The sequence below is a fragment of the Halomonas piscis genome (assembly GCF_031886125.1).
Taxonomy (GTDB): domain Bacteria; phylum Pseudomonadota; class Gammaproteobacteria; order Pseudomonadales; family Halomonadaceae; genus Vreelandella; species Vreelandella piscis.
The window spans coordinates 2989075-3012236 of record NZ_CP119391.1; the positions used below are offsets into that span (position 1 = coordinate 2989075).

Below are 23162 nucleotides of genomic sequence, written 5' to 3' on the forward strand. Positions count from 1 at the left end.
TAAAAAGTTCCGCGCATGAGCTCGATAGTTATTGCAAATAAAAAGTATTCCCATTATTTTATGTTGCGCTGCTAATTCATATACCGCATCCGCAAGGGAACATCATGTCATTTCTTCCGCCCCGGCAGGCCTCACGACCCCACCACCGGCTTTCTCGGCGCGGGCTGGCGCTGGCCATGGCCGGGCTTGCCAGCGCCGCTGTCCAGGCCCAGGAAACCGCCGAGCTCGACGACGTCGTGGTCACCGCAACGGGCTACCAGCAGCAGACCCAGAATGCGCCGGCCTCGATCAGCGTCATCGACCGCCAGACGCTTGAAGACAAGGCCTACCGCGACGTTACCGACGCGCTGAAAGACGTGCCCGGCGTGGTCGTCACCGGCGGCGGCTCATCGAAAGACATCAGCCTGCGCGGCATGGGCGCCAAGTACACGCTGATGCTGGTAGACGGCAAGCGCCAGGGCTCGCGCGAAACGCGCCCCGGCAGCGACGGCCCGGGTATCGAACAGGGCTGGCTGCCGCCGCTCTCGGCCATCGAGCGCATCGAGGTCATCCGCGGGCCGATGTCGGCGCTTTACGGCTCCGATGCGCTGGGCGGCGTGGTCAACATCATCACCCGCAGCGTCGAGCGGGAGTGGGGCGGCAGCGTGACCGTCGACACCACCGTTCAGGAAGACGCCGACTCCGGCAACCGTCAGCAGAGCCGCTTCTACGTCGGCGGGCCGCTCAGGGAAAACGTGCTCGGGCTCAAGGTCTACGGGCAATACTCCCAGCGCGACGAAGACCGGATCGTCAACGGCTACAACGATCAGCGTCTGGCCAACGCCACGGCCGAGCTGAGCTGGAACGCTTCCGACGATCACGATCTGTCCCTGGAAGCCGGCTATAGCGAGCAGGAGCGCACCGCCAACCCCGGCCAGTCCATCGCCGAAGAAGGCCGGCGCGGTCCCAACACGCGCACAAAGGATGAATACGACCGCCGCCATTATACCCTCAGCCACCAAGGCCACTGGGACATCGGCACCTCGGACAGCTACGTCCAGCACGAGAAAGTCCGCAACCCCAACGCCCGGGGCGGCATCGACTACGAAGATACGGTGTTCAATACCCAGACGGTGCTGCCCCTGGGCATGCACATGCTGACGCTTGGCGGCCAGTACGAGACGCAAAAACTTACCAGCCAGGGCAATACCCTGGCAGACGGCGAGGGCAAGATCGATCGCTGGCAGTGGGCGCTGTTCGTGGAAGACGAATGGATGCTGGCCGAGGACTTCTCCCTCACCGGCGGCGCACGCCTGAACAAGGACGAAAACTACGGTACCCACTGGACGCCGCGCCTTTACGGCGTGTGGAACACCACGCCGCAGTGGACGATAAAGGGCGGAGTCACCAGCGGCTACCGCGCACCGGACCTGCGCTATACCGCGCCGGGCTGGGGCCAGGCCACCGGCGGCCCCGGCGGCAACGCGCTGCTCATCGGCAATCCGGATCTGGAGCCGGAAAAGAGCCTGAACAAGGAGCTGGGGGTGCTCTGGAACAACGACGGCGGCACCCAGGTAGGGCTGACGGTTTTCCATAACGAGTTCAAGGACAAGATCGCCGAAGATCCGGTGTGCTATAGCGGTGCCTACCGCGGCGACGACGTGGCGCCGGAGTGCGTGGTAGCCGGCGATGACCACGAGTACGCCTATATCGACACCCGCAAGAATATCGACAAGGCCGTGACCCAGGGCGTCGAAGCCACGCTGACCCTGCCGCTGGCCAGGGCCTACTCGCTCACCGCCAGCTACACCTATACCGACTCCGAGCAGAAAAGCGGCGACGATGAAGGCGAGCCGCTCAATAACCTGCCCGAGCACATGGCCAACGCCACCCTGGACTGGGAGCCGGAAGGCCCGCTCTCGGCCTGGACCCGGGTCAACTTCCGCGGCCGCTCCAGCGGTGCGCCGCAGTTCCACGGCAGCAGCGGTCGGGAAATTCCCTCCTACACCTTTGTCGACGTGGGCGGCACCTACCAGCTCACGCCCAGCGCCAAGCTGTTTGGCGGCGTATACAACGCCCTGGACAAGGACGTGAACTACGCCGACTTCGAAAAGGTCCTCGACGGGCGCCGCTACAACCTCGGCGTTACCGTGGCGTTTTAACCGTCCGGTGCCCGTGCCGAGGCGCGGGCACCGTGCTGCCTTGCCCTCTTTACATTTCCCCGGCGGGTGCGTATTAAAGCCTCTGGCAGCGCCGCAACGACCGCTGCCGCCCAAGACGACAACGCAACGCGCAGGGGATAACCATGGGTCTGATCGTGACATTACTGCTGGTGGTAGGCTTCATTGTGCTCGCCACCAGCCAGCTCAAGCTGCATCCGTTTCTCGCCCTGCTGGGGGCGGCGTTCATCGCCGCGTTTGCCTACGGGCTGCCGATCGACTCGGTGGTCGAAACCATTACCTCGGGCTTTGGCGGCATTCTGGGCTATATCGGCCTGGTCATCGTGCTGGGCACCATCATCGGGGTGATACTGGAAAAAAGCGGTGCTGCCATCACCATGGCCGACGTCATGATTGCGAAGCTGGGGGACCGTTTCCCTACGCTTACCATGTCGGTGATCGGCTATATCGTCTCCATTCCGGTATTTTGCGATTCCGGCTTTATTATCCTCAATTCGCTGAAAGAGTCGCTGGCCAAAAAGCTCGACACCTCGCCTATTGCCATGAGCGTGGCGCTGGCCACCGGGCTTTACGCCACCCATACCTTCATCCCACCCACGCCCGGGCCCATCGCCGCGGCGGGCAACCTGGGGCTCGAATCGAGCCTGGGGCTGGTCATTGCCGCGGGTATTCCCGTGGCCGCCGTGGCCGCACTCGCCGGCATGCTCTGGGCACGGCGCTTCGTCAATACCCAGCCGGACGTGGACGATACTCTGTCAGAAGCGGAAGCCCGCCACCAGCAGCAGGACTGGGAAGCGCTCAAGGCCAGCTACGGCCGCCTGCCCCGGCCGCTGGCGGCGTTTGCACCGATCATCGTGCCCATTGCGCTGATCTGCATCGGCACCGTGGCCCGACTGCCCGCCGCGCCCTTCGGTGAAGGCACCGCCATGGCGGTACTTAGCCTGCTGGGACAGCCGCTGACCGCGCTGCTCATCGGCCTGCTGCTGGCCACCGCGCTGCTCAAGAGCGAAAACCGAATCGTCGAATTCAGCGACCGCATCAGCGAAGGCATCGTCTCCGCCGCGCCCATCCTGCTGATCACCGGTGCCGGCGGCGCCTTTGGCGCGGTGCTCAGCGCCTCGCCGCTGGGCGACTATCTGGGCAGTACGCTTTCTACCCTGGGCATCGGCATCTTCATGCCGTTTATCGTCGCCGCCGGGCTGAAATCTGCCCAGGGGTCGTCCACCGTGGCGCTGGTCACCACCTCCGCTCTGGTGGCGCCGATGCTCGACTCGCTGGGGCTAGGCAGCGACATGGGCCGCACGCTCACGGTGATGGCCATCGGCGCCGGAGCGATGACCGTCTCCCACGCCAACGACAGCTTCTTCTGGGTGGTCTCGCGCTTCAGCCGCATGAGCGTGGGGCTTGCCTACCGCGCCCAGACCCTGGCCACCCTGATACAGGGCGTCACTGCCATTCTGCTGGTCTACCTGCTGTCGCTGGTACTGCTGTAGCCACTTTTTTTGCCCTCCGTGCGCTTTGGCGGGTAAGGTTTGGCTCTATCCTTTATTCGTGGACTTTCAAGGAGCCCGTCATGTACTCCCATCAGCGCTTTGTTCCGCCTGCCCTGGGCACCGCCATGCTCGTCGGCATGCTTGCCACCGGCACCGCCGCCGCGGCCGAAGAGCCCGCCGACGTGCGCTTTGCCGTACCGTCCTGGCCCGGCGTGACCGTCAAGAGCGAGCTTGCCGGCCAGCTGCTGGAAGCGCTGGGCTATACCCCGCAGCAGCAGGAGCTGGGCTCCACCATCGCCTACGAGGCGCTGAACCAGGACGATGTGGACGTCTACCTCGCCGCCTGGCTGCCCGGTCAAAGCACCTCCTACGACCCCGCCATGGAAGAGGGCGTCATCAAAGACCTTGGCAACAACGTCGACGGCGCCCGGCTTGGCTTCGCCGTGCCCGAGTACGTCTTTGATGCCGGCGTAACCTCGGGCGAAGACCTCAAGGACCCCGAGGTGCGCGAGAAGCTGGGCGGTACCATTTATGCCATCGAAGTGGGCTCGGGCATCAGCGAGATTCTCGATGACAACATGGAAAAGGACACCTACGACCTGACCCAGTGGGAGGTCTCCGAGACCTCCACGCCGGGCATGCTGAGTACGGTGGAGTCTGCCCTGCAGCGCGAAGAGTGGCTGGTGTTCACCGCCTGGACACCGCACTGGATGAACATTGAATACGACGTGCGCTACCTGGATGATCCGGAAGACTTCTGGGGCGACGAAGGCGGCCGCAGCAACGTGCGCACCCTGGTTACCCAGAACTTTGCCGAGCGCCAGCCCAACGCCACGCGGCTACTCGACCAGCTGAACTTCAGCGCCGACGACCAGAGTGCGATGATCTACGGCTACAGCTTTGACGAAAAGCCCGCCGACGAAGTGGCGTTGACCTGGCTTCGTGAGCACCCCGAAAAGGTCAGAACGTTTGTTGACGGCGTCACCACCCGCAGCGGCGAGGAGAAAGCCTGGCCCGAGATACAGGACGCCCTGGAAATTCCCGCGCCCTGACTTGCCCTGCGGCAAAGCGCAGCGCGGCCGCCCCATCCCGGAGCGGCCGCTTGCTTTCATACCTTTATGCAACGGCCGGCGGCGGCCTATAGGGCAGGCTTATCGGCCCTGAGCGTCCAGCCCGTCGAGCAGGCCGGCCATGTCGTCGGCGTGCTCTTCTTCCTGGGCGAGGATGTCTTCCATCAGCCGGCGCGAGGTGGGGTCCTTGTCACCCAGATAGGTGGCAATCTCGCGGTAGCTGTCCACGGCGATGCGCTCGGCGACCAGGTCTTCCTTGATCATATCGCGCAGGGAATCGCCCTCGGTATATTCCGCGTGGGCGCGGGTCATCAGCCCTTCCGGCGAGAAGTTGGGCTCGCCGCCCAGCTGGACGATGCGCTCGGCCAGCCAGTCGGCGTGCTGCTGTTCCTGCTGGGCATGCTCCAAAAACTCTGCCTGGGCCACGCTGGCGCTGAGCCCTTCGGCCATGTAGTAGTGGCGCTTGTAGCGCAGGGTGCAGACGATTTCGGTAGCCAGCGCCTCGTTCAAAAGGCGGATGACGTTTTCACGGTCGGCCGTGTAGCCCTCCGTCACCGCACCCTGCTCGATGTGCCGACGGGCCCGCTCGCGAATGGTCTTGATATCGGTCAGAAACGGCTGATCAGCCATGGCGTCTCTCCTTTGTGGATTGGCATGCCTCGGCGAGTGGCCGGGGCTTACGGTGTTTGCAGTATTTCACCTTAGCGTGATAAACCACAACCCTACAAAGCCGCCACCGCGTTCATCCACCCGGTAGCCAGTCAGGAAAGCAAAGAGAGGCCGCTATGCGTATCGTTCCCGCATTGATTCTGGGCGCCGCCGGCGTCATCGCCGCCACCTTCATCGGCAGCGGCCTGACCGATCTGGGTACCGGCGATCGCTACGTGACGGTAAAAGGCCTGGCCGAGCGCGAGGTCACCGCCGATACTGCGCTCTGGCCGCTGCGCTTTGTGGCCACCGGCGACACGCTGAAAAAGGCCCGGGCCAACGCCCGGGAAAGCCAGCGCGCCGTGATGGCCTTTCTTGATCGCCAGCAAATAGATACCGACGCCGTGGAGCTGCAAAAGCTCAGCGTCAACGATACCAGCGCCGACCCCTACCAGAGCAGCGACGGCGGGCCGACTTTCATCATCAACCAGACCCTCACCGTGCGCAGCCAAAACGTCGAGCGCGTGCGCCAGGCCGCCCAGGCCATCGGCGAGCTGGTGGATGCCGGCGTGGTGCTGTCGTCCGACTACGGCGATAGCGGCCCAAGCTATCTGTTCAGCCGGCTCAACGACATCAAGCCGGAAATGATCGCCAACGCCACCGCCGCCGCCCGGCAGTCCGCCGAGCAGTTTGCCGAAGACGCCAACGCCGAAGTGGGCAAGCTGCGCCGGGCCAACCAGGGCGTCTTTCAGATCCGCGCCCGGGATCACGCCGCCGGCGTCAGCCAGACCCAGCAGGCCGAAAAAACCGTCCGCGTAGTCACCACGGTGGACTACTATCTGGAATAGGTCTTTGCCAGGCCCCATGGCCTGATTAAAACAGGTTCGCCCCGACGATGGCGAAAGTAGCCGCGGTCAGGCCAAACCCGATCAGCAGCACCAGTCCGTCCCGGGCGACCAACCCCAGGCCCAAAAGCGCCAGCGCAAGCCCCGCGCCGTTGGCGGTAAAGGGAATGAATTCCATGGGCGGCATGGCAAGGGCAATGGCGATGCCGGCAAGCGCGGTCAGGCGGCTGCCCCAGTAACCGGTGAGCCAGGGCAGGCGCACGCGCAGCAGCTTGTCTACCCAGCGGGCGGGCTTTTTCAGGTACGGCAGGGCCTTGTCGAACTTGTCCCTGGAAATATTGCGCTTGAGCAGCCAGCCGGGCAGCCAGAAACGCCGGCGCCCGGCGAGCAGCTGGCCGGCAGTGAGCAGCACCAAAAGCGCCATGAGGGTTGGCATACCGGGGATATCGCCGATCAGCGGCGCCAGAGTGATCAGTCCGGCAACGAGCAGCATGGGGCCGAAGGAGCGCCGTCCGATGGCCGCCAGCACATCGTCCACGCTGATGCGGGGGTTGCGCCGCTCGATGCGCTCCAGCAGCGCCAGAAGCTGGGTGAGGTTGGCGGTTGACGACGTCTCTCCCTCCTCGCTTGCTGCGTCCTCCCCTTCCCGGGACTGGTACCCGCTTGTCTCGGTATCGGACATTCAGCCCTCCTCTGCCGCCAGCTTGGCGCGGATGAAATCGCTGTGGCTGACGTATAAAAGTCCCGCCAGCCGACGAATGCGGTGCTCTTCCAGGGGATCAACCTCGCCGTCGGCCCAGGCCATCTGCCACATCAGCTTGACCAGCTCGAAACGCTGGATCTCATCGTAATGCTCGCTGACAAGACGCACAAACTGGTAGTGATCCACGGATTCCTCGGCCTTTTGCTCGGCCAGCGCCATCAGCTCGTCGACGTCGTCGGCGCTGACGGATAGCCGGGAGACGAGCATGGTACGCAGGGCGGCGCGCTCGTCGGGGCTGGAGTCGAAGTCGGCGCGCATGACTTCACACAGCAGCGCAGCGCAGGCGAGCTCCAGGGTCAGCGCCGGGTCCCGGCTCTGCTCGGGCTCGGCCAGGGCGCGCTGAAAAAACCGGGTGACGGCGTCCAGCATGCGGTGCTCCTGTTTATTCTGTCGTCTTGGAAGAGTATCGGTGGGCTTATCTGACCGTACCGCCAGGCCAGAGTTGCACCGCCGGCTCAGGGCTTGAGGCGATAGCCGGTGCGGAATATCCACGCCACGGTCGCCAGGCACAGGGTCAGAAACAGCGCGATGACCACCACGCTGGCGACGATGCTGACGTCGCCGACGCCGTAGAAGCTCCAGCGAAAGCCGCTGACCAGATAGACCACGGGGTTGAGCAGAGTCACACCCTGCCAGAACGGCGGCAGCATATCGATGGAATAAAAGCTGCCGCCGAGAAACGTCAGCGGCGTGATCACCAAAAGCGGCACCAGCTGGAGCTTTTCAAAGCCGTCGGCCCAGATGCCGATAATAAACCCGAGCATGCTGAAGGTCACCGCGGTGAGCACCAGAAACAGCACCATCCAGACAGGGTGCTCGATGTGCAGCGGCACAAAGAAGTTGGCCGTGGCCAGGATGATCAGTCCCAGTACGATCGACCGAGTCGCTGCCGCGCCGACGTAGCCGATGACGATCTCCAGATACGAGATCGGCGCCGAAAGCAGCTCATAGATGCTGCCGGAAAAGCGGGGAAAAAAGATGCCGAAGGAGGCGTTGGATACGCTCTGGGTCAAAAGCATCAGCATGATCAGCCCGGGAACGATGAAGGCGCCGTAGCTGACGCCCTCGACCTGGTCGATGCGCGAGCCGATGGCCGCGCCGAACACCACGAAATAAAGCGAGGTGGAGATAATCGGCGAGACGATGCTCTGCAGCAGGGTGCGGCGCACCCGGGCAATTTCGGCCATGTAGATGGCACGAACGGGATAGAAGTTCATGCGCGCTCCTCAATGAGGTCAACGAAGATATCTTCCAGGGAGCTTTGCCGGGTGTTCAGATCCTTGACGCGAATACCGGCGGTTTTCAGCGCGCTCAGCAGCGCGGCGATGCCGTGCTCGCCTTCTTCCCGCGCCGCGGCGTCGTAGGTGTACTTGAGCGTTGCGCCGTCGTCGGCAAGCGTCAGATCAAAGGGCGCGAGCGCGTCGGGCACCCGGGAAAGCGGCGTGTGCAGCTGCAGGGTGAGCTGTTTGCGCCCGAGCTTCTGGATCAGCGCGGTCTTTTCTTCCACCAGCACCACTTCGCCGTGATTGATCACGCCGATGCGGTCGGCCATTTCCTCGGCCTCCTCGATATAGTGCGTGGTGAGAATGATGGTCACGCCGTCTTCGCGCAGCCGGCGCACCACGCCCCACATCTCCCGACGCAGGGCGACGTCAACCCCGGCGGTGGGCTCGTCGAGAAACAGCACCCGAGGCTCGTGGGAAAGCGCCTTGGCGATGAGCACCCGGCGCTTCATGCCGCCGGAAAGCGTCATCAAGCGGTTGTTGCGCTTGTCCCAGAGGCTTAGCGCGCGCAGCACCTTTTCAATGTGCGCGGGGCTTGGCGGCCGGCCGAACAGGCCGCGGCTGAAGCTCACCGTGTTCCACACCGTTTCGAAGGCTTCGCTGGTCAGCTCCTGGGGCACCAGGCCGATGAGCTTACGCGCGGCGCGGTACTGGGTGATGGTGTCGTGCCCGGCCACGCGAATATCGCCGCTGCTGGGCGAAACAAGCCCGCAGATAACGCTGATCAGCGTGGTCTTGCCCGCGCCGTTGGGGCCGAGCAGGGCAAAAATTTCGCCGCGCCGGATCTCGAGATCCACGCGCCTGAGCGCCTCAAAGCCGCCCTCGTAGGTCTTGCCCACGCCGTTGATACGGATGATGGGATCCTGCACCGCACGCTCCTTGCCACCGTGTAAGACAGCCTAGGTTAGGTGTATGGTCCCGGGAAGTAGTGGTCTGGGGCATCATGAAAACGTTCCGGTTCAACTGCCCATCGGTCGAGTATAAAGCCGATAGGCGACCGGCCCTTCAGTGAGCGTAGCGGACGAGCGCTATTATAAGCCCACAGATAGTCTTTCAGGTGCGAGGCCAGCTCGTCCAGCGTGGCGTAGTGGAAGTGACGAACAGTCGCCTCCTTGAGCGTGCGATTCATGCGCTCGACCTGTCCATTGGTCCACGGATGGAAGGGGCGTGTTAAGCGATGTTCGATACCATACCGATGACAAATGACGTCGAACGGATGTGGTTTGTAATGTTCGGTGCCGGGCCGCTTGGTGAACTGCACGCCATTGTCGGTCAGCACGGTGTGAACCCGGTACGGTAGCTGTTGCAGCGTGTCGTCGAGGAACTCAGCCGCCTGCTTCCGCTGCGCCTGGCGATACAGCCGGGCATGGACAAACTTGGACGTTCTGTCGACGGCCACGAACAGATGGACTTTGCCTTCTCCGGTACGCACCTCACAAATATCCAGATGCAGATAGCCAATTGGGTAATGCCTGAAGGCTGACTTGCCGGGCTTCCTGTCAATCGGGCGGGGTATCCGGCTAATACCGTGGCGCTGATACAGACGATGTAGGCTCGAGCGCGTCAGGTGAGGAATGAAACGCTGCAGGGCAAAGCAGCAGTCATCCAGAGGCAGCCATGTGGTGCGCCGGAAAGTAACAGCGGCGGCTTCCTCAAGATCCGACAATGAAGTAGAGCTTGGCCGCTTGGGGCCCATGCGGTCGTCCTCAACGGAGGAGCGAGACCGCCACTTGCGCACTGTTTTAGGGTTGAGGTCGTAACGGCGACTTAACGCTGCGACCGAAGCTGACGATCGCTGTATGTCTTCTCGGATGGCGTGCGTGGTCTTGGCGCGTTGATGAAGTATCTGAGCCATGGATCCTCCTCGGACAATGGTTCATACCATGGACCATTACACCCCGGGACCATACACCTAGCACGCTTGATGGATACGCCGGCATCCGGCGTGTCTCGGCGCCTTGCACGCGGCCGGTCGCAGGCGCCCTTGCCGCCGGGAAAGCGCCTCCAGCATGGAGGAGCAGACGCCTGATTTAAACTTGAGTCATCCTTTATATTCGTGATATTTTCAGCGGATTTTTACGCCGGCCGATAAAAGGGTAAGCCCTTTATACGGCGGTCAACTTATCGCCCAGCACTTGATGCGTAGCCCCCGGGAACAGCATGTCCGACACCACCCCCTCCGCCCCTCCTGCCCGCGGTCCACTGACCCATGGCCCCTATCCGGAACTAACGCTGCATGCCGTTATTGTGGGTTATTTTCTGGGCATTATTTTAGCGATTTCTATTGGCTATGCCTCCCTGAAGCTGGGCTTTTCCATTGAGGGCTCGGAGCTGGCCGCGATTTTGGGCTTTGGTATTTTGCGCGGCATGCTGCGCCGCCGCTCCATCGTGGAAAACAACGTGGTGCAAACCGTGGCCTCCGGCGTTAACGGGGCCTCGTCCGGCATGATGTTTTCGGTGCCGGCCATTTTTATTCTGGGCTACGGCACCGAGTTCAACCCTTATGTCTTGACCTTCGGCGCCATCGCCGGGGCCTTTTTGGGAATCGCCTTTATCATTCCCCTGCGTAAACAGATGATCGACTATGAGCGCCTGACCTACCCCGGCGGGGTAGCGGTGGCGTCGATCCTGAAGTCACCCGGGGCGGGCATTCGCAAGGCGTCGCTGCTGGTGGGCGCCATGCTGCTGTCCGGCATCGTACACGTGGTCTCCCTGGTGTCCGGGGTGGAATACTGGCCGCTGTTCGAGCAGCTGGGCCTGCCGGCCTACCTCAACGGCACCTGGTATCTGTCCTTGATGACCGCCGCCGTGGCCTTTATTGCCGGTCGCGGCGGGCTTGCCTTTATCATCGGCGGCTTTGTCTGCTACTGGGTGCTGGCGCCGCTGCTGGATATCACCGGCATGTTTCCCGTCATTGACGGCGTCACCATCACTGATCCGAACCAGTTACGGCTGATACTCTTCAGGCCTACCGGGATCGGCATGCTGATCGGCGGCGCCATTGTGGGCGTTTTCTTTGCCCTGCCGCTCATCGCCTCGGCGATCAAGTCGATGCAGTCGTCGGCCAAAAGCAACGCGGCGCTGAGCCGTGACGAAATGCCCATCAAGCTGCTCTACTTTGCCGTGGTGGGCGCGGCGATTTTGCTCGGCGTGATGGCCGTGACCTCGGCGCGCGAGGTGGGCCTTTTGCGCGGCGTGACCATGGCGGCGCTGGGTACCCTGTGGATCTGGATGGCGGGGATCATTCTCTCGGAGTCCATCGGCCGCACCAACTGGTCGCCGCTGTCGGGGATCACCCTGATCGCGGTGACCCTGCTGATCATGGTAACCCAGATGTTCGGCGGCATGAGCACCGGCCCGGCCATCGTCGCGGCGATCACCGTGGGCGCTGCCACCTGCGTGGCGATGAGCCAGGCCACGGATTTGATGCTGGACCTGAAAACCGGCTACCTGGTCGGCGCCACGCCGCGAAAGCAGCAGCTGGGGCAGTTCATGGGGGCCTGGCTTGGGCCCATCGTGGTGATCGCGCTGATTTTCATGCTGCACAAGGCCTTTGGCCTCGGGGGCACGGAGTTTCCCGCGCCCCAGGGCCAGGCGCTGGCCTCCATGGTGGAAGGCATTACCGGCGGCGACGTGCCGGCCGCCAAGTATATCGCCGGGGCGATGCTGGGCGGGCTGCTGTCATTACTGCAAACCGGCCTGGGCATCACCGTTGGCCTGGGCTTTTACCTTCCGTTCAGTATCGTGCTCACCTACGCCGTGGGCACGCTGATACGAGAGGTGGTGGATCGCACCAAGGGTAAAGTCTGGGCGGAAAACAAAGGCATCCCGATCGCTGCCGGCCTCATCGTCGGCGAAGCCCTGGTAGGCGTGGGCAACGCCGTTTACGTTATTGCAGCGGCCTGACAAGGAACAAACAGATGAAAAACGCAGCTTTCACGTTGGTGATTCTTGCCTTTCTGGGCGGTGCCTACCTGACCTCTCTGGATGAAAACGACGTCAACTGGTTGTTTTTCATACCGCTCATGATCGTCGGCTTTGTCAGCGCCTTTCTCTATATCAGGGAATCCAATCGGGCGGCATTTCACAGCGATACGCTGCAGAACAACCGGGAGATCATGAGCACGTCGCTGGACAATATCGTGACTCGTCTGGACGCCCTGGAAGGTCGTAAAGACAGGGTCCCCACCTACGACATGCGCTTTGAAATTGACCGTTTGTTCCGTGATGACCTGATGCAGTTTGCCGATGCGCGCAACAGCATGAAGCACCTGTTCGGCATTCAGCGCTTTGCCGACATCATGAGTTCCTTCGCCGCGGGCGAGCGCTATATCAACCGCATCTGGTCAGCCTCTACCGATGGCTATGTCGACGAAGTGCTGCTGTATGTGTCCAAGGCCAACGCCCAGTTCAAGCATGCTCAGGAAATGTTCGACTCGGCGCAAAAGCAGGCAAGCGCCTGATCTCTGCAGCCTGAAAGCGGCCCGAGCGGGGCGCCTCGCACAGCACCGCCTATTGATATCGGCGACCCCGGTGCTCAAGCCAGCCCCCCGGATGGCTGCCCTGGGGATCGCGGTGAGTCCAGTGCAGTACGCCGCCTTGCTCGTTCCAGACATATTCACCGTAAAACGAGACGCTGTCCCCGACGTCCAGCCGGCGAACCCGCGGAGCCAGATCAATATTATGGGCTACCAGCAGGGTTTGCCCGCTGGCCAGGCGCAGAATAAATCGCTGATGGCGGCTGCCGTCGCGATCATCGGCCAATAAAGCCACGACGCGGCCGCTGCCGGTAATTTGCTGGCGGTGGTGGTGGCGCTGATAAGTAGGGTGGGCGTCGTCGGTTCGCGGTTCATCGACGGCGGGCGGCGGCGTATCGACGCCGCCGGTGAGCCGCGACAGCAGCGACGGGCTATATTGCGCCATGCCGGCGATAAGCATTACCAGCAGCAGCCCCAGTACACCCGCCCTTTTCATCCCCGCCCTTTTCATCCCCGCCCGCTCCTTCACACCCGCTCCTGGAACACGATGCCCGGGCCGCTTACCCTCCCTTGATCCACAGGCAGGTCACCGCGTCACCCTTCGCTACCGCGGTATTGGCCGGGACGACCACCAGCACGTCGGCGCCCACGCACGATGAGAGCACGCCGGAGTTCTGATCGGCAAAGGCCGTGGCCACCGGGCCTTCCGGGGTAAACGCAAGCGCGGCGCGCATGTAGTGGCTGCGCGGGCCGGTACGGGTGGCAAAATCGGCGGTGGCGGTGATCGCCGGCAGCGCGTCAAGCGTCGGGCATCCGGAAAGCGCGCCCATCAGCGGGCGCAGGAACAGCCAGGCGCCGACGAAGCTGGAAACCGGATTGCCGGGCAGGCCGATAAAGCGGGTGTCGCCGTGCCGGGCGGGCAAACGCCCAAGCGCCAGCGGCTTGCCCGGGCGAATCGCCAGCCGCCAGAGATCCAGCCGACCAAGGCTTTCCAGGGCATGTTTGACGTGATCTTCCTCGCCCACGCTGACCCCGCCGGTGCTGATGACCACGTCGGCATCAAAGGCAACCTCGCCAAGGATCGCCCGGGTCTCGTCGAAGTCGTCGGGCACGCTTACGCAGCGGCCAACCTCGGCTCCAAAGCTTTCCAGCAGGCGCGTGAGCATCGGCCGGTTGGTGTTATATAGCTGGCCGGGGCCCAGCGGCGTGCCGGGGTCGATGACCTCATCCCCGGTGGATAAAAGCGCCACCCGGGGCCGGCGGCGCACCTCCACTTCGACCACGCCCTGCCCGGCCAGATGGCCGAGCGCGGCGGCGTCCAGCCAAGTGCCGGCGGCAAGCAGAACGCTGCCGCTGGCGACGTCCCGGCCGCGCCGGCGGATGCTGTCGCCGGCGGTGAGCTCGGCGGGAAAGCGCGCGCGCTCGCCCTCGCGCTCGACGCGCTCCTGCATCACCACGCAGTCGGCCCCCGACGGCACCGGGGCGCCGGTAAACAGCCGCGCGCAGGTCCCGGGTTCAAGCGGCTCCGGCGCGCTGCCGGCGGCCACCCGCTGGCTCACGGGCAGCCACTGGCCGGCGTCCGCCGCGCGCAGGGCATAGCCGTCCATGGCGCTGTTATCGAAGGCGGGAACGTCCAGCCGAGCCATCTGGTCGCCGGCCAGCACCCGCCCGCCGGCCTGCGCCAGCGGAAGCGTTTCGCTTTCCAGCGGAGAGACGTCTTCCAAAAGGGCGCCGAGCGCCTGCTCGACGGTACCCAGCGCGTCAGAGGACTGTTCAGCCATGCTGCCTCCGCCCCGGAATCACCAGGTCGGCAAAGTTGCACGGCCTGTGGCGGCTGTCGAGCTGCTCGGCGAGAATGCTGTCCCAGCCGGTGCGGCAGGCGCCGGTGGAGCCCGGCAAACAAAAGATCACGCAGCTGTTGGCCAGCCCGCCAAGCGCGCGGCTTTGTACCGTGGAGCTGCCGATCTCGTCGCCGCTGAGCTGGCGAAAGCGCTCGCCGAAGCCCTGAATCTCCTTGTCCAGCAGCACCGATACCGCCTCGGGGGTCGAATCGCGGCCGGTAAAGCCGGTACCGCCGGTGGTCAGCACGACCTGGATGTCGGGGTCGGCGATCCAACCGGCGACAATGGCGCGGACGCGGTAAACGTCGTCGGCCACCAGGCGCTTTTCCACCACCCGGTGGCCGTACTCTGTGGCGCGCTCCACGAGCGTTCGGCCGCTTTTGTCGGTGTCTTCGGTACGGGTGTCCGAAACGGTCAGCACCGCAATATTCAGCGGTATCATCGGTTCGCTCATGGCGTTTTTGCCCTCTGTGATCGGTGGCGTGGTATTTTACGCCTGGTGTGTCAGCCCTGCTTCCGTGCCTGACGCGCCTCGAAGGCGGCCAGCTGCTCCGGCGTGGCCTTTTCCTGATAGCGGGCCTTCCATTCGCTGTACGGCATACCGTAGACGTATTCCCGAGCGGTTTCGTAGTCCAGGCTTTCGCCGCGCTCCTCGGCCTCGGCCACCAGCCACTTGGACAGGCAGTTGCGGCAGAAATCGGCCAGGTTCATCAGCTCGATATTCTGCACCTCCTTGTGCGCGTCAAGGTGACGCAGCAGCCGGCGAAAGGCGGCGGCTTCAAGCTCGGTGCGGGTAGCAGGGTCAAACGAATGCATGGAGAACTCCTTCAGAAAGGCCGCGTGCCAGGCAGCCAGCATGACGATAGGGCAAGGCTGCCGACCAGCTTAACAAAATGCGCGCCGGCAGCCAGCAGCCGGCATATCCGCCGATCACAGCGCATATTGACCAATCGGTCAACAAGCGGGCTGGACAAAGCGGGAGCGCGGGCGCCATCATTGGCATAGTCGACAATTTTACTCAGGTATCGCACGCGTATCGCCGTGCCCCTGACGGCATCAACGGCTGGCTACGGGAGTCCCCGCCATGATACCCCCAAACGATCTCACAGGGCTGATTCTCGCCGGTGGCGAAGGGCGGCGCATGGGCGGGCGCGACAAGGGGCTCGAGCTTCTTGCCGGCCGGCCGCTGGTGGCCCACGTCAGCGAGCGCTTTGCCGGGCAGGTGAGCGAGCTTGTGATCAGCGCCAACCGCCACCCGGAAAGCTACCAGCGCTACGGCGATCGGGTCGTGGCCGATCGGGCGCTGAACGGCCAGCGTGACGCTTTCCACGGCCCGCTGATGGGCCTCTACGCCGGGCTGCGCACGGCGCGCACCCCCTGGCTGCTGGTGGCGCCCTGCGATACCCCGGCGCTGCCCCGGGATTTCGCCGCGCGCCTGATAGAGGGGCTGGGTGATGCCGATATCGCCGTGGCCCACGACGGCCAGCGGGTACACCCGGTCATCGCGCTGACGCGCACCGACCTCGCCCAAGCGCTGGGCCAGGCGCTCGATGCCGGCCAGCGCTCGGTACGCGAGTTTTATACCGGGCTGAAAGTCAGCACGGTCAGCATGGCCGACTGCGCCGACGCGCTGGTCAACGTCAACACGCCCGCCGACAAGGCGCGCCTTGAAGCCACGCTTGCCCGGGAGGCCTCATGACCCCGTCATCGGTAACACCCCCCGTAAAAAACCCTGACGGCCCGCTTTCCTGCTTTGACCTGGACGACCGCCAGCTAAGCGTGAAGCAGGCGCGCGACACCCTGCTGACGCTGGTAGAAACGCCAGTCTCCCGGGAGCGCATCGCCCTGCAGACAGCCCACGGCCGGCGGCTGGCAGAAAGCATTACCGCCGCCATCGACGTGCCGCAAAACACCAACGCCGCCATGGACGGTATCGCCCTTGCCTGGCAGACCGGCAAAACCCACTGGGCGCTTGCCGGCCAGGCGCTCGCCGGAGTGCCCTTCACCCCTACGCTGGCTCCCGGCGAGTGCGTTACCATTGCCACCGGCGCGCCGCTGCCAAACGGCGCCGATACGGTTATCATGCGCGAGCAGCTGGAGGTTCACGCCGACCACGTGGTGGTGAACTCGCCCGAACGTGTCAGGGCCGGGCAGAACGTCCGCCAGGCCGGCGAAGACATCGCCCGGGGCAGCGTGGCGCTTGCCGCCGGCGAGCGGCTCGACGCCGCCCGGCTGGGCTTTGCCGCTTCCCTCGGCGCCGGCGACGTCGCCGTGTACCGCCGCCCCCGAGTGGCGCTGTTTTCCACCGGCAGCGAGGTCACCGCTCCGGGCGAAGCGCTGCCCGCCGCGGGCATCTTTGACGCCAACCGCTTTACCCTGGGCGGGCTTGCGCGCGAGCACGGGGCCGAGGTCATCGACCTGGGGATTTTGCCCGACTGCCCGGCCGCTATTCGCAAGGCGCTGGCCCGGGCCGCCGCCGATGCCGACCTGGTGCTCACCAGCGGCGGCGTTTCCATGGGCCAGGCCGACTACACCCGCGAGGCGCTGGACGCGATTGGCCAGCTGGCCTTCTGGCGCGTGGCCATGCGCCCGGGCCGGCCGCTGGCCTGCGGCCTGCTGGGCGAGGCGCGCACGCCGTTTGTCGGCCTGCCGGGCAATCCGGTGGCGGCCATGGTGGCGTTTTTACAGTTTGTGGCACCGCTTTTGGAACGATTGGAAGACCGGCCGCCGCGCCCGCCAGCACGGCTTCAGGCGGCGGCCGACGAGGCCTTTACCGGGCGCGAAGGCCGCTGCGACTTTATCCGCGGCGTCTACACTGCAGACGCTCAGGGACGGCTCGGGGTACGCAGCACCGGCGCCCAGGGATCAGGCATACTGGCGTCCATGGTCGATGCCAACTGCCTGATCGAGCTGCCCGATACCTGCGCGGCGGTATCCCCGGGCGACACGGTCACGATTCAGCCGTTGAGGAGAGACCCATGACGCAACAACAACAGCTCATCGATAACTTCGGCCGGCGCGTTAACTACGTTCGCATGTCGGTTACCGATCGCTGCGACTTTCGCTGCGTATACTGCATGAGCGAAGAGATGACCTTCCTGCCCCGGGCCCAGATACTCACCCTGGAAGAGCTGGGGATGGTCGCCCGGGCGTTTACCGAGCTCGGAGTGGAAAAGATCCGCCTCACCGGCGGCGAGCCGCTGGTGCGCGGCGGAGTGACCAAGCTGGTGGACGAAATCGGCGCGCTGCCGGGGCTCGACGATCTCACCATGACGACCAACGGTGCGAGCCTGCCCAAGCACGCCGAGGCGCTGTATAAAGGCGGCATGCGCCGGCTCAACATCAGCCTTGACTCGCTCAATCCCGAGCGCTTCAAGCGCCTGACGCGCACCGGCAATCTCGACAAGGTCATCCGCGGCATCCGCTCCGCCAAGGAGGCCGGCTTTAAGCGCATCAAGCTCAACGCGGTGATTCTCAAGGGCCGCAACGAAGACGAAGTGCTCGATCTGGTGGAATTTGCCCGGAACGAAGGGCTGGACATCAGCTTTATCGAGGAAATGCCGCTGGGCGAAGTGTCCGACCACGGCCGGGACGAGACCTATTACTCCAGCGACGACGTCAAGGCGGACATCGAGTCGCGCTATCCGCTGGTGCCCACCACCGAGGCCACGCCGGGGCCGTCGCGCTACTTCCGCATGGCGGACAGCGACTCGCGCATCGGCTTTATTTCGCCGCACAGCCATAATTTCTGTTCCACCTGCAACCGCGTCCGGGTGACGGTGGAAGGCCGCCTGCTCCTGTGCCTGGGCAACGAACACTCGGTCGACCTGCGCGCCGTGCTGCGCCGCTATCCCGGCGACATGGACGCGCTGAAAGAGGCGATCATCAACGCCATGCCGCTCAAGCCCGAGCGCCACCACTTCACCACCGACGGCGATGTCCAGGTGGTTCGCTTCATGAACATGACCGGCGGCTAGGCGCCGCGCCAGCAGGCTTCGAGCTCGGCCACCGGCAGCGGGCAATCGAACAGATAGCCCTGGTAGGCGCCGCAGCGACGCGCGGCCAGCCATTCATACTGGGCGTGGGTTTCCACGCCCTCGGCAATCACCGCAAGCCCGAGGCTGCCGGCCAGCGCCATGATGCTTTCCACGATGGCGCCGTTGCTCCTGCTTTCGGGCAGCTCGCGAACGAAGCTCTGATCGACCTTGAGCTGGTCCAGCGGCAGATAGGCCAGATACGCCAGCGACGAATAGCCGGTACCGAAATCGTCCAGCGAGAAGCGCACGCCCAGCCCGCGCAAATATTGCATCTTCTCTCGGAGCCTGTCTTCGGCCTCGACAAACAGGGTTTCGGTCATCTCCAGCTTGAGCCTTGAGGCCGGCGCGCCGGTACGCTGCAGAATCGCCTCGACCCGGGGTACAAAGTCAGCCTCGACGAACTGCGCCGGGCTGATGTTGACGGCCATCTCCCAGGACGCGGTGCGCGACTCAGCCTGCCATACCGCCAGCTGCTCGCAGGCGCATTCCAGCACCCAGGCGCCGACCTCATTGATCATCCGCGTGCTTTCCAGCAGCGGGATAAACTCTCCCGGCGAGAGCAGGCCGCGCTCGGGATGCGCCCAGCGCAAAAGCGCCTCCACGCCGATCAGACGACCGTCGGCGTTGACCTGGGGCTGGTAGTACAGGCGCCATTCGTCATGGGCCAGCGCATGACGCAGATCCGCCTCCAGCCGCGCCCGACTGAACAGCCTGGCCTGCATGCGCGGGTCAAAAAAGGCCAGCGTATTGCGCCCTTCGTCCTTGGCCTGAAACAGCGCTATATCGGCCTGCTGCAGACAGCATTCCACGCCGGTTTCGCTACCGTCCAGCATGGCAATGCCGATACTGCCGGATACCGTCACCGTGGTGCTATCCAGCGCCATCGGCCTGCTGATCGCTGTCAGCAGCTTGTGAGCCATGCGCTCGGCCTGCTCGGCCGCCGGCCCCAGATCGGTACCCAGCTGATGAAGCACCATGGCAAACTCGTCGCCGCCCAGCCGCGACAGGGTGTCGGTATGCTCAAGGGTGCGCCCGAGCTCCCGAGCCATGCACTGCAAAAGCCGATCGCCGGCGTAGTGGCCCAGGGTATCGTTGACCTGTTTGAAATTATCCAGGTCCAGAAACAAAAGCGCGCAGTGCATCGTCTCGCGCCGGGCGGCCGCCAGGCTCTCGCGCAAACGCTCGAGGAACAGGCGGCGGTTGGCAAGCCCGGTCAAAGGGTCAAAAAACGCCAGCCGCTGGATCTCCCGCTCGGCGGCCTTGCGCTCGGTCGTATCGCTCAGAGTGGCAACGTAATGGGACAGCACGCCGTTGCCGTCGTGCACTGCGCTTAGCGTCACCCACTGCGGATACACCTCACCGCTTTTGCGTCGGCTCCAGAGCTCGCCTTCCCAATATCCCTGGCGGCTAACGCTTTGCCAAAGCGCCGCGTAAAAATCGGCGTCTTGGTGCCCGGAGCTGAACGTGCGCGGATGCTTGCCCAGCACTTCCTCTTCGTCGTAGCCGGTTATTCGCGTAAACGTCTCGTTGACCCTGAGAATACGGCACTGAGGGTCGGTGATGATCATGCCCAGATGAGTATGAAACGCCGTCGCTGCAATACGCAGGTCAGTTTCTTCAGGGCGGTCGTCCGTCATGCGGGATACTTCCGTCATGTTGCCGATGTCTTTGTTATCGCTCTGATTATAGGGCACTAGTACTACAGTCGTAACTGAATAAGCTACAATGCATGTGGTTGATATGGAAGCGATCACAGGGTGAAGGATGCAAGAACTGGATCTCTCTGTCTCAGCATTGTTGGATGACCTGGCAGATCGGTTAGGCCCGCTCTTTCCGCGTTCGGAAACGCGCGATCGCGCACTACGCTACCTCCAGGGTCTGCTTAGTCAGTGCGAACGTAAGAATAGCTGGCATCTTGCCGAGTGGCTCGGGGATGCCACCCCAGATGGGGTGCAGTACCTGTTGGATCGTGCCCGCTGGGATGCGGACGCAGCACGCGATATTCTCCGCCAATGGGTCATCGATACGCTGGGCTCGCCTGAGGGTGTCCTGGTCCTGGACGAGACCGGCTTTATCAAGAAAGGCCAGCACTCGGCCGGCGTGCAACGCCAGTACAGTGGCACCGCCGGCCGTATCGAAAATAGTCAGATCGGGGTCTTTCTTCTCTACGCTAGCCCGGCAGGGCATGCCTTCCTGGATCGCGCCCTGTACTTGCCCAAATCCTGGACACAGGACCGCGAGCGTTGTCGGCGTGCGGGCATCCCTGATGACGTCGAATTTGCCAGCAAACCCGAGCTCGCTCGCCGGATGCTGGAGCGCGCGATGGATCAGGACATACCGGCCGCCTGGGTGACGGGGGATAGCGTCTATGGCGGTAACCGCAGCCTGCGTCTGTGGCTGGAGGATCGCTCACAACCCTTTGTTTTAGAAGTGGCTTGCAACGAACCCTTGTGGTGGAAGAGTTTCCAGTACACGCGAGCCGACGAGATCGCGGCGGCACTGCCGGATGACGCATGGCAGACCCTATCCGCTGGCTCAGGCAGCAAGGGCGAACGCAGGTACGACTGGGCGTTGACGCCGCTGACAAGGCTGCAGCCTACGGAAGAGGCACGCCGCTGGGGCCATTATCTTCTGATCCGACGCAGCCTCTCGACACCGGATGAGTTGGCCTATTATGTGGTCCACGCGCCCAGGGACTGGGTATCGATAGAGACGCTGGTTCGAGTCGCGGGTCAGCGCTGGAAAATCGAGCAGGGTTTTCAGACGGCCAAGGGGGAATGCGGTCTGGATGAGTATGAGGTGAGGCGCTGGGCCAGTTGGCATCGCCACATTACTTTGTCGCTGCTCGCCCACGCCTTGCTGGTGGCGATACGGCAAGCGAGTCACCAGCAAAAAAAACTCGTACCGACAGGATTCAGTTGACACTCTCCGAGCTCAGGCGACTAATCGGGAGATGTCTATGGCAAGGACAACAGGCCCTGTCCCATGTGCTTCATTGGTCGGACTGGCGACGAAAGCACCAGTACCGGGCTTGGCAGTGCCACTGTCGGCAGCAGCAAGCCCGGATGGCAATGCATGAACGATCACGGCTGTAGTTACGACTGTAGTACTAGGCTTTGTCCGAAAAGTCGGATGTGCTAATTTTTTCCTATGTCGCAGCTGCATAGGTGACGTATGGCAGGACGCTACGAGATCTCCGACAACGGCTGGGCCCTCATCGAGGATATCGTGTCACCTCCGCAAACGATGGGACGCCCCCGTCGTGATGATCGTCAGATGTTGAATGGCATCTTCTGGATCCTTTGCTCGGGCGCCAAGTGGCGCGACCTTCCAGAGCGCTACGGCCCTTGGAAGACGGTCTATGACCGCTTCCGACACTGGCGAGATGATGGCACCTTCGAGGCGATCCTGGCCCGCCTACAGCTTCGGCTGCGAGAGGATGGCCTGATGGATCTGGATACGTGGATGATCGACTCGACGTCGATCCGCGCCACCCGGGCCGCCTCTGGAGGCGGCAAAAAGGGGGGCAGCAAGAACCCGTAGACCATGCCCTGGGACGCAGCCGAGGCGGGCTGACGACCAAAATTCACATGGTATGTGATCGATACGGGTGGCCGCTGACCTTCACCTTGTCGCCGGGACAGGACTCGGACACCCGGCACTTCATCCCGACCATGGAAAACGTCCACTTGCCTGGTCCCGTCGGCAGACCGCTCAAGCGCTGCCGCTTCATCGTAGCGGATAAAGGCTATGACAGTGATCCGCTGCGCCGCTACTGCGACCGGCACCGAATGAAGCCGATCATTGCCAGGCGCAAGATGAAGCGAAAGCCGCGCCCTGGTGCGCCAAGGGGCTTTGACAAACCCCGGTATCGCGACAGGAACATCATCGAGCGCTGCTTCGGGTGGATCAAAGAGTTACGCCGGGTCTGCACGCGATACGACAAATTGGCCAGTAGCTTCAGGGCCATGGTATGCCTGGCGTGCATAGACCGTTGCCTGCGAGCAGACTTTTCGGACAAAACCTAGCATGCCCAATGCAGCGCAGCCGTAAAGCTCCCTGCCGGTCGCGGCTGCGATAAAACAGCGCCCGGGCATTTGACAGCGGACCCCGTTGCCACTAGCTTTAATACAAGCAAATGAGAATCAATACAAAAGGCGCCCCATCATGAACAGCGAAACTCGCCAGCTGCGCCAGACACTGACCTTTTTGCGCACCTCCTTCGAGGCGGTGCAGCACTCCATTGCCGGCCGCCTGGACGACCCGCTGCCGTGCTGGCTGGACGCCACCCTGCTCACCATGCTGCTGCGCGAGCTGTGCCGCTGCCGCGAGCAGGCCCGGCCGCTCTCGCGGGAGGCCTGCGACCAGCTGGGCGTTGCCAGCGAACGCTGCGAGCTGCTGCTGAAACAGTGCCCCGGCGTGCTCAGCAGCACGGTGTGCCATCGCCAGCTGGCAGCCATACTGCTCCCGCTGGGCAGCGCCGTGGCCTGCCTGGAGCTGCCGGCGCCAAAGCGCCGCTGGCCCTGGCAGCGGCGCTGAGCGTAT

At 63.6% G+C, this 23162-nt stretch carries 23 protein-coding genes; 12 read left to right on the plus strand and 11 right to left on the minus strand.

Annotation, left to right across the window (positions count from 1 at the left end; all coding sequences use genetic code 11):
* Window positions 1-104 precede the first annotated feature (104 nt).
* The 3 genes from P1P91_RS14075 to P1P91_RS14085 all read left to right on the plus strand — a co-directional run bounded on the left by P1P91_RS14075 (window position 105) and on the right by P1P91_RS14085 (window position 4704).
* Entirely contained in the window at window positions 105-2141 is a 2037-nt protein-coding gene (locus P1P91_RS14075) for a TonB-dependent receptor domain-containing protein (RefSeq protein ID WP_311883408.1), read from the plus strand.
* A 143-nt stretch (window positions 2142-2284) separates the two neighbouring features.
* The gene (locus P1P91_RS14080) at window positions 2285-3652 is read left to right on the plus strand and encodes a GntP family permease (protein ID WP_311883409.1); all 1368 of its coding nucleotides are present in this window, start codon (window positions 2285-2287) and stop codon (window positions 3650-3652) included.
* Between the two features lie 80 nt (window positions 3653-3732).
* Window positions 3733-4704 (plus strand): ABC transporter substrate-binding protein, encoded by a 972-nt coding sequence (locus P1P91_RS14085; RefSeq protein WP_311883410.1) that lies wholly within the window; start codon window positions 3733-3735, stop codon window positions 4702-4704.
* Between the two features lie 99 nt (window positions 4705-4803).
* Here P1P91_RS14085 and P1P91_RS14090 read toward each other — a convergent pair whose 3' ends face one another.
* The gene (locus P1P91_RS14090) at window positions 4804-5352 is read right to left on the minus strand and encodes a ferritin-like domain-containing protein (protein ID WP_311883412.1); all 549 of its coding nucleotides are present in this window, start codon (window positions 5350-5352) and stop codon (window positions 4804-4806) included.
* A 155-nt stretch (window positions 5353-5507) separates the two neighbouring features.
* On the opposite strand from P1P91_RS14090, the gene P1P91_RS14095 reads away from it, so the two are divergent.
* Window positions 5508-6218, plus strand: a complete 711-nt coding sequence (locus P1P91_RS14095) for an SIMPL domain-containing protein (protein WP_311883413.1) — start codon at window positions 5508-5510, stop codon at window positions 6216-6218.
* Window positions 6219-6243: 25 nt separating this feature from the next.
* Here P1P91_RS14095 and P1P91_RS14100 read toward each other — a convergent pair whose 3' ends face one another.
* The 5 genes from P1P91_RS14100 to P1P91_RS14120 form a co-directional block, all read right to left on the minus strand.
* A complete protein-coding gene (locus P1P91_RS14100; RefSeq protein WP_311883415.1) occupies window positions 6244-6897 on the minus strand; it encodes an exopolysaccharide biosynthesis protein in 654 nt (217 codons plus the stop codon).
* Window positions 6898-7347, minus strand: a complete 450-nt coding sequence (locus P1P91_RS14105) for a tellurite resistance TerB family protein (RefSeq protein ID WP_311883416.1) — start codon at window positions 7345-7347, stop codon at window positions 6898-6900. It lies immediately after the preceding gene.
* Window positions 7348-7433: 86 nt separating this feature from the next.
* Window positions 7434-8195 (minus strand): ABC transporter permease, encoded by a 762-nt coding sequence (locus tag P1P91_RS14110; protein ID WP_311883417.1) that lies wholly within the window; start codon window positions 8193-8195, stop codon window positions 7434-7436.
* Window positions 8192-9130, minus strand: coding sequence for an ABC transporter ATP-binding protein (locus P1P91_RS14115; protein ID WP_311883419.1), 939 nt, complete (start codon window positions 9128-9130; stop codon window positions 8192-8194). Before P1P91_RS14115 ends, P1P91_RS14110 begins: the two co-directional genes overlap by 4 nt.
* 35 nt (window positions 9131-9165) lie before the next feature.
* The gene (locus P1P91_RS14120; protein ID WP_311883421.1) at window positions 9166-10116 is read right to left on the minus strand and encodes an IS481 family transposase; all 951 of its coding nucleotides are present in this window, start codon (window positions 10114-10116) and stop codon (window positions 9166-9168) included.
* Between the two features lie 305 nt (window positions 10117-10421).
* On the opposite strand from P1P91_RS14120, the gene P1P91_RS14125 reads away from it, so the two are divergent.
* Window positions 10422-12167 (plus strand): OPT family oligopeptide transporter, encoded by a 1746-nt coding sequence (locus P1P91_RS14125; RefSeq protein ID WP_311883422.1) that lies wholly within the window; start codon window positions 10422-10424, stop codon window positions 12165-12167.
* Window positions 12168-12181: 14 nt separating this feature from the next.
* Window positions 12182-12724: a hypothetical protein gene (locus P1P91_RS14130; RefSeq protein WP_311883423.1), complete on the plus strand. Its 543-nt coding sequence runs from the start codon at window positions 12182-12184 to the stop codon at window positions 12722-12724.
* 49 nt (window positions 12725-12773) lie between these two features.
* Here the strand turns inward: P1P91_RS14130 and P1P91_RS14135 are convergent, their stop codons facing one another.
* The 4 genes from P1P91_RS14135 to P1P91_RS14150 form a co-directional block, all read right to left on the minus strand.
* Window positions 12774-13235, minus strand: a complete 462-nt coding sequence (locus tag P1P91_RS14135; RefSeq protein ID WP_311883425.1) for a DUF3465 domain-containing protein — start codon at window positions 13233-13235, stop codon at window positions 12774-12776.
* A gap of 64 nt (window positions 13236-13299) precedes the next feature.
* Window positions 13300-14520, minus strand: coding sequence for a molybdopterin molybdotransferase MoeA (locus tag P1P91_RS14140; protein ID WP_311883426.1), 1221 nt, complete (start codon window positions 14518-14520; stop codon window positions 13300-13302).
* On the minus strand, window positions 14513-15034 hold the full coding sequence (gene moaB / locus P1P91_RS14145; RefSeq protein WP_311883427.1) for a molybdenum cofactor biosynthesis protein B: 522 nt from the start codon (window positions 15032-15034) through the stop codon (window positions 14513-14515). The genes P1P91_RS14140 and moaB overlap by 8 nt, the downstream gene beginning before the upstream one ends.
* Window positions 15035-15084: 50 nt before the next feature.
* On the minus strand, window positions 15085-15396 hold the full coding sequence (locus P1P91_RS14150; RefSeq protein WP_311883428.1) for a DUF1244 domain-containing protein: 312 nt from the start codon (window positions 15394-15396) through the stop codon (window positions 15085-15087).
* Window positions 15397-15664: 268 nt separating this feature from the next.
* On the opposite strand from P1P91_RS14150, the gene mobA reads away from it, so the two are divergent.
* The 3 genes from mobA to moaA are packed head-to-tail and all read left to right on the plus strand — an operon-like array spanning window position 15665 to window position 18557.
* Window positions 15665-16279 carry a molybdenum cofactor guanylyltransferase MobA gene (gene mobA, locus P1P91_RS14155; RefSeq protein WP_311883430.1) on the plus strand — a complete coding sequence of 205 codons (615 nt, stop codon included), beginning with the start codon at window positions 15665-15667 and terminating at the stop codon, window positions 16277-16279.
* On the plus strand, window positions 16276-17562 hold the full coding sequence (gene moeA / locus P1P91_RS14160) for a molybdopterin molybdotransferase MoeA (RefSeq protein ID WP_311883431.1): 1287 nt from the start codon (window positions 16276-16278) through the stop codon (window positions 17560-17562). The genes mobA and moeA overlap by 4 nt, the downstream gene beginning before the upstream one ends.
* Complete coding sequence (gene moaA / locus P1P91_RS14165) at window positions 17559-18557, plus strand: GTP 3',8-cyclase MoaA (RefSeq protein WP_311883432.1); 999 nt, start codon at window positions 17559-17561, stop codon at window positions 18555-18557. Before moeA ends, moaA begins: the two co-directional genes overlap by 4 nt.
* Here moaA and P1P91_RS14170 read toward each other — a convergent pair.
* A complete protein-coding gene (locus P1P91_RS14170; protein WP_311883433.1) occupies window positions 18554-20272 on the minus strand; it encodes a putative bifunctional diguanylate cyclase/phosphodiesterase in 1719 nt (572 codons plus the stop codon). The two genes, moaA and P1P91_RS14170, sit on opposite strands and share 4 nt — an antisense overlap.
* Before the next feature lie 109 nt (window positions 20273-20381).
* Between P1P91_RS14170 and P1P91_RS14175 the strand changes: the two genes are divergently transcribed.
* From P1P91_RS14175 to P1P91_RS14185, 3 genes are all read left to right on the plus strand, one after another.
* Entirely contained in the window at window positions 20382-21539 is a 1158-nt protein-coding gene (locus tag P1P91_RS14175; RefSeq protein WP_311882712.1) for an IS701 family transposase, read from the plus strand.
* Between the two features lie 252 nt (window positions 21540-21791).
* A protein-coding gene (locus P1P91_RS14180; protein WP_311883434.1) for an IS5 family transposase occupies window positions 21792-22645 on the plus strand; the annotation gives its coding sequence in 2 pieces (ribosomal slippage) (window positions 21792-22146 and window positions 22146-22645; 855 coding nt in all).
* Window positions 22646-22784: 139 nt separating this feature from the next.
* On the plus strand, window positions 22785-23156 hold the full coding sequence (locus P1P91_RS14185) for a hypothetical protein (protein ID WP_311883435.1): 372 nt from the start codon (window positions 22785-22787) through the stop codon (window positions 23154-23156).
* Window positions 23157-23162 lie beyond the last annotated feature (6 nt).

Bases quoted from the DNA above. Each gene is read 5' to 3' on its own strand.
- mobA (WP_311883430.1), top strand. From the start codon at position 15,665: ATGATACCCCCAAACGATCTCACAGGGCTGATTCTCGCCGGTGGCGAA.
- P1P91_RS14075 (WP_311883408.1), top strand. From the start codon at position 105: ATGTCATTTCTTCCGCCCCGGCAGGCCTCACGACCCCACCACCGGCTT.
- P1P91_RS14080 (WP_311883409.1), top strand. From the start codon at position 2,285: ATGGGTCTGATCGTGACATTACTGCTGGTGGTAGGCTTCATTGTGCTC.
- moaA (WP_311883432.1), top strand. From the start codon at position 17,559: ATGACGCAACAACAACAGCTCATCGATAACTTCGGCCGGCGCGTTAAC.
- moaB (WP_311883427.1), bottom strand. From the start codon at position 15,034: ATGAGCGAACCGATGATACCGCTGAATATTGCGGTGCTGACCGTTTCG.
- P1P91_RS14150 (WP_311883428.1), bottom strand. From the start codon at position 15,396: ATGCATTCGTTTGACCCTGCTACCCGCACCGAGCTTGAAGCCGCCGCC.
- P1P91_RS14120 (WP_311883421.1), bottom strand. From the start codon at position 10,116: ATGGCTCAGATACTTCATCAACGCGCCAAGACCACGCACGCCATCCGA.
- P1P91_RS14095 (WP_311883413.1), top strand. From the start codon at position 5,508: ATGCGTATCGTTCCCGCATTGATTCTGGGCGCCGCCGGCGTCATCGCC.
- moeA (WP_311883431.1), top strand. From the start codon at position 16,276: ATGACCCCGTCATCGGTAACACCCCCCGTAAAAAACCCTGACGGCCCG.
- P1P91_RS14090 (WP_311883412.1), bottom strand. From the start codon at position 5,352: ATGGCTGATCAGCCGTTTCTGACCGATATCAAGACCATTCGCGAGCGG.
- P1P91_RS14135 (WP_311883425.1), bottom strand. From the start codon at position 13,235: ATGAAAAGGGCGGGTGTACTGGGGCTGCTGCTGGTAATGCTTATCGCC.
- P1P91_RS14185 (WP_311883435.1), top strand. From the start codon at position 22,785: ATGAACAGCGAAACTCGCCAGCTGCGCCAGACACTGACCTTTTTGCGC.
- P1P91_RS14170 (WP_311883433.1), bottom strand. From the start codon at position 20,272: ATGACGGAAGTATCCCGCATGACGGACGACCGCCCTGAAGAAACTGAC.
- P1P91_RS14105 (WP_311883416.1), bottom strand. From the start codon at position 7,347: ATGCTGGACGCCGTCACCCGGTTTTTTCAGCGCGCCCTGGCCGAGCCC.
- P1P91_RS14110 (WP_311883417.1), bottom strand. From the start codon at position 8,195: ATGAACTTCTATCCCGTTCGTGCCATCTACATGGCCGAAATTGCCCGG.
- P1P91_RS14175 (WP_311882712.1), top strand. From the start codon at position 20,382: ATGCAAGAACTGGATCTCTCTGTCTCAGCATTGTTGGATGACCTGGCA.
- P1P91_RS14100 (WP_311883415.1), bottom strand. From the start codon at position 6,897: ATGTCCGATACCGAGACAAGCGGGTACCAGTCCCGGGAAGGGGAGGAC.
- P1P91_RS14125 (WP_311883422.1), top strand. From the start codon at position 10,422: ATGTCCGACACCACCCCCTCCGCCCCTCCTGCCCGCGGTCCACTGACC.
- P1P91_RS14140 (WP_311883426.1), bottom strand. From the start codon at position 14,520: ATGGCTGAACAGTCCTCTGACGCGCTGGGTACCGTCGAGCAGGCGCTC.
- P1P91_RS14130 (WP_311883423.1), top strand. From the start codon at position 12,182: ATGAAAAACGCAGCTTTCACGTTGGTGATTCTTGCCTTTCTGGGCGGT.
- P1P91_RS14085 (WP_311883410.1), top strand. From the start codon at position 3,733: ATGTACTCCCATCAGCGCTTTGTTCCGCCTGCCCTGGGCACCGCCATG.